This is a genomic window from Streptomyces atratus (assembly GCF_040655115.1).
GTDB lineage: Bacteria > Actinomycetota > Actinomycetes > Streptomycetales > Streptomycetaceae > Streptomyces > Streptomyces atratus_D.
Map to the genome: position 1 here is coordinate 1 of NZ_JBFAJH010000125.1, position 3,798 is coordinate 3,798.

2 protein-coding genes are annotated in these 3,798 nt (G+C 69.9%); both read left to right on the plus strand.

Features of this window, described 5'->3' with window-relative positions; all coding sequences use genetic code 11:
* The first annotated feature begins 154 nt into the window (after positions 1 to 154).
* Positions 155 to 778, plus strand: coding sequence for a GntR family transcriptional regulator (locus tag AB0I23_RS41280; RefSeq protein WP_359118397.1), 624 nt, complete (start codon positions 155 to 157; stop codon positions 776 to 778).
* Between the two features lie 248 nt (positions 779 to 1,026).
* On the plus strand, positions 1,027 to 3,696 hold the full coding sequence (gene aceE, locus AB0I23_RS41285; protein ID WP_359118395.1) for a pyruvate dehydrogenase (acetyl-transferring), homodimeric type: 2,670 nt from the start codon (positions 1,027 to 1,029) through the stop codon (positions 3,694 to 3,696).
* Positions 3,697 to 3,798 lie beyond the last annotated feature (102 nt).

Sequence of the window (3,798 nt, forward strand, 5' to 3'; positions counted from 1 at the left end):
GCTGCTTCAAGCCATCCGGGAATCGGTCGTGCGGATCGATGTGGACCACCACGTTCCGCCGCGGAGCCTTTCCGCGAAGATCAGGCTGGCGGCGACCGGTTGCCTCGCCCGCACCGGTCGGATCGGCAGCACCGGTTTCCCGAAGGAGCCCCTCATGACCCCGCCCGTCGTCCACTCGCTGCGCGAACAGATCCGCGAGCACATCGTGGACGGGATCGTCAGCGGGCGCTGGAAGCCGGGCGAGCGGATCGTGGAGCGCCGGATCGCCACGGAACTGGAGGTCAGCCAGACGCCGGTGCGCGAGGCACTGCGGGAGCTGGAGACCCTCCGGCTGATCGAGTCGGCGCCCAACAAGGGCGTACGGGTCCGGAATCTGACCGCCGCCGACCTGGAGGAGTCCTACCCGGTACGGGCCGGTCTGGAGCAGATCGCGGCGGAGCTGGCGGCTCCGGCGCTCGGTGAGGACTGCTCGCGGTTGTCGCCGCATGTGGCGGCGCTGTACGAGGCCGACCGGCTGGCCGACGGCGAGGCGCAGGTGCGGCACACGGTGGCGTTCCACCGGGAATTGGTGCGGGCCGCCGGGAATGCCGTGCTGCTGCACACCTGGGAGGGGCTGGGCATCGAGGTGTTCACGGCGCTCTCGATCCGGTGGCTGGGGACGGTGCAGAAGTCGTACGCGGAGGAGCACGAGGCGCTCATCGACGCGTTCCTGCGCAAGGACCCGGACATCGGTGTGCTGGTGAAGGCACACGTCCTGGGGTGCGCTCCGCGTGCCTGAAGCGGCACGCAGATGCGGGACCGGCGCTCAGCCGAGCGCCCGATTTCATCCCATTTTCGGCGTCACTCCGTGCCGTGAAACGGGGCACCGGATGCCAATTTCTTCATATCGAGAAGTTTTGCCCTTCACCCTTTGATCGATCATCGATCAGCGGCTTACAGTTCACTCCGCGGGCCCACCGGCCCCATCGCCCTGTCCTGCCAGTCAGGGCCTTTCTCCACCCCCCTCCTCTCCGGAAGGCGGCGATCATGACCGACCCCGTAGGAAAGCTTCCGAGCGAGCTCGACCAGCTCCCGGACCGTGACCCGGAGGAGACCGCCGAATGGGCGGCCTCCCTCGACGCCGTCACCAAGGCCGCGGGCCCGCACCGCGCCGCGTACCTGATGCGCCGCTCGCTCCAGCACGCCGAGGGCGCCGGTCTCGCGCTGCCCAAGCTCCTGGAGACCGATTACGTCAACTCCATCCCGACCGCCGCCGAGCCCGCGTTCGACGGCGACCTGGAGATGGAGTCCAGGATCACCGCCTGGAACCGCTGGAACGCGGCCGCGATGGTCACCCGCGGCTCCCGGTTCGGCGTCGGCGGCCACATCGCCACCTTCGCCTCGGCTGCCTGGCTGTACGAGACCGGCTTCAACCACTTCTTCCGCGGCAAGGAGGGGGACGGCTCCGGCGACCAGCTCTACATCCAGGGCCACGCCTCCCCCGGCATCTACGCCCGCGCCTTCCTCGACGGCCGGCTCAGCGAGCAGCAGCTCGACAACTTCCGCCAGGAGTCGGGCGGCGACGGTCTGCCGTCCTACCCGCACCCCAGGCGGCTGCCCTGGCTGTGGGAGTTCCCCACCGTGTCGATGGGCCTCGGCCCGCTCTCGGCCATCTACCAGGCGCGCTTCAACCGCTATCTGGCCAACCGCAGCATCAAGGACACGTCGAACTCGCACGTCTGGGCCTTCCTGGGCGACGGCGAGATGGACGAGCCCGAGTCGACCGCCGCCCTCGCCCTCGCGGCGCGTGAGCGGCTCGACAACCTGACCTTCGTCATCAACTGCAACCTCCAGCGCCTCGACGGTCCGGTCCGCGCCAACTTCCGCGTGGTCCAGGAGCTCGAGGGCGCGTTCCGCGGGGCCGGCTGGAACGTCATCAAGACGCTCTGGGGCAACGCCTGGGACGAGCTGTTCCAGCTGGACACCACGGGTGCGCTGGTCCGCCGGCTCCGGGAGGTCCCGGACGCCCAGTTCCAGACCTACGCCACCCGCGACGTCGCGTACATCCGCGAGCACTTCTTCGGCGCCGAGCCCGCCCTCGCCGAGCTGGCGAAACTGCTCACGGACGCGAAGATCGCCGAGTGTTTCTACACCTCCCGCGGCGGCCACGAGGCCCGCAAGGTGTACGCGGCGTACAGGGCGGCCGTCGAGCACAAGGGCGCGCCGACCGTGATCCTCGCCCAGACGGTGAAGGGGTACACGCTCGGCAAGGGCTTCGAGTCCAAGAACGCCAACCACCAGATGAAGAAGCTGACGATCGACGAGTTCAAGGGCATGCGCGAGCTGCTCGGACTCCCGATCCCGGACAGCGCCTTCGACGACGGCCTGGTGCCGTACGGCCACCCGGGCGCCGACTCCCCCGAGGTGCGCTACCTCCAGGAGCGCCGGGCCGCCCTCGGTGGCCCCGCCCCGGCCCGCCAGGTGCACGCGGTGGCGCTGCCCGAGCCGGAGGAGCGGGCGTTCGCCGCGCTGAAGAAGGGGTCCGGCAAGCAGGAGATGGCCACCACGATGGCCTTCGTGCGCCTGGCCAAGGATCTGATGCGGGACAAGACCACCGGCAAGCGCTGGGTACCGATCGTCCCGGACGAGGCCCGTACCTTCGGTATGGAGTCGCTGTTCCCGTCGGCCGGTATCTACTCGCCGCTGGGCCAGACGTACGAGCCGGTCGACCGCGACCAGCTGATGTACTACAAGGAGGCCAAGGACGGCCAGATCCTCAACGAGGGGATCACCGAGGCCGGGGCCATGGCCGACTTCATCGCCGCCGCCACGTCGTACGCGACGCACGGCGAGGCGATGATCCCCTTCTACATCTTCTACTCGATGTTCGGCTGGCAGCGGACCGGCGACCAGATGTGGCAGCTCGCCGACCAGCTCGGCAAGGGCTTCATCGTCGGTGCCACGGCGGGCCGTACGACGCTGACCGGTGAGGGCCTCCAGCACGCGGACGGCCACTCGCACCTGATCGCGGCCACGAACCCGGCGTCGCTCAACTACGACCCGGCCTTCGCGTACGAGATCGCGGTCATCGTCAAGGACGGTCTGCGGAGGATGTACGGCCCCGAGGCCGAGAACGTCTTCTACTACCTGACGGTCTACAACGAGCCGAAGCCGCAGCCCGCGATGCCGGAAGGCGTCGAGGAGGGCATCGTCAAGGGCCTCTACCGCTTCAAGGAGGGCGCGCCCGCCTCGGCGGACGCGCCGCGCGTCCAGCTGCTGGCCTCCGGTACGGCGATCCACTGGGCCCTGGAGGCGCAGGAGTTGCTGGCCGCGGACTGGGGTGTGACGGCCGACGTCTGGTCCGCCACGTCCTGGGGCGAGCTGCGCCGCGAGGCGCTGGAGTGCGACGAGGCGCTGCTCCACGGCGAGCAGCGGGTGCCCTACGTGACGCAGGCGCTGGAAGGCGCACCGGGTCCGGTCCTCGCGGTCAGCGACTGGATGCGGCAGGTGCCGGACCAGATCAGCCAGTGGGTGGAGCAGGACTGGTCCTCGCTCGGCACGGACGGCTTCGGTCTGTCCGACACGCGTGACGCGGCCCGACGCCACTTCGGGGTCGACGCGCAGTCGATCACGGTGGCGGCGCTGGCCCAGCTGGCGCGGCGAGGCGAGGTGACCGCGTCCGCGGTCAAGGAGGCCCGGGAGAAGTACGGGCTGTGAGGTGACACCGTCGGCCGGGTGTACCCGGGCACCCGCGCGGGTGCCCGGTGGATCGCCCTGGCCACCCCTCAGGCGGAGCTGCTCAGCCATGCCGCGGATGCC